A 264-nucleotide genomic window follows, 5' to 3' on the forward strand; every position below is an offset into this window, starting at 1 on the left:
CCAGTCGACGGGCAGGCCGGCGACGAAGGCGGCGGACAGGGCCGTCACCAGGCGTTCGGGGCCGCCTTCGTCGCGGCGCAGGGTCTCCAGGACGGCGGCGCCGGGGGTGTCCTCCAGCTGGTCGGCGAGGGGGATGGTGAGGCCGGGGTGGGGGCTGCACTCCAGGAACAGGGTGTGGCCGTCCGCGACCGCCGATGCGACCGCCGTGTCCAGGCGGACGGTGCCGCGCAGGTTGTCGAACCAGTACGAACCCGCCAACTGCTC

1 protein-coding gene is annotated in these 264 nt (G+C 74.2%); it reads right to left on the bottom strand.

Annotated elements, in window-relative coordinates; genetic code table 11:
* A partial coding sequence (locus tag VM95_RS38285; RefSeq protein ID WP_045706403.1) for an acyltransferase domain-containing protein occupies positions 1-264 on the bottom strand: 264 nt, incomplete at both ends.

The sequence above is a fragment of the Streptomyces rubellomurinus genome, assembly GCF_000961885.1.
GTDB classification, from domain to species: Bacteria; Actinomycetota; Actinomycetes; order Streptomycetales; family Streptomycetaceae; genus Kitasatospora; species Kitasatospora rubellomurina.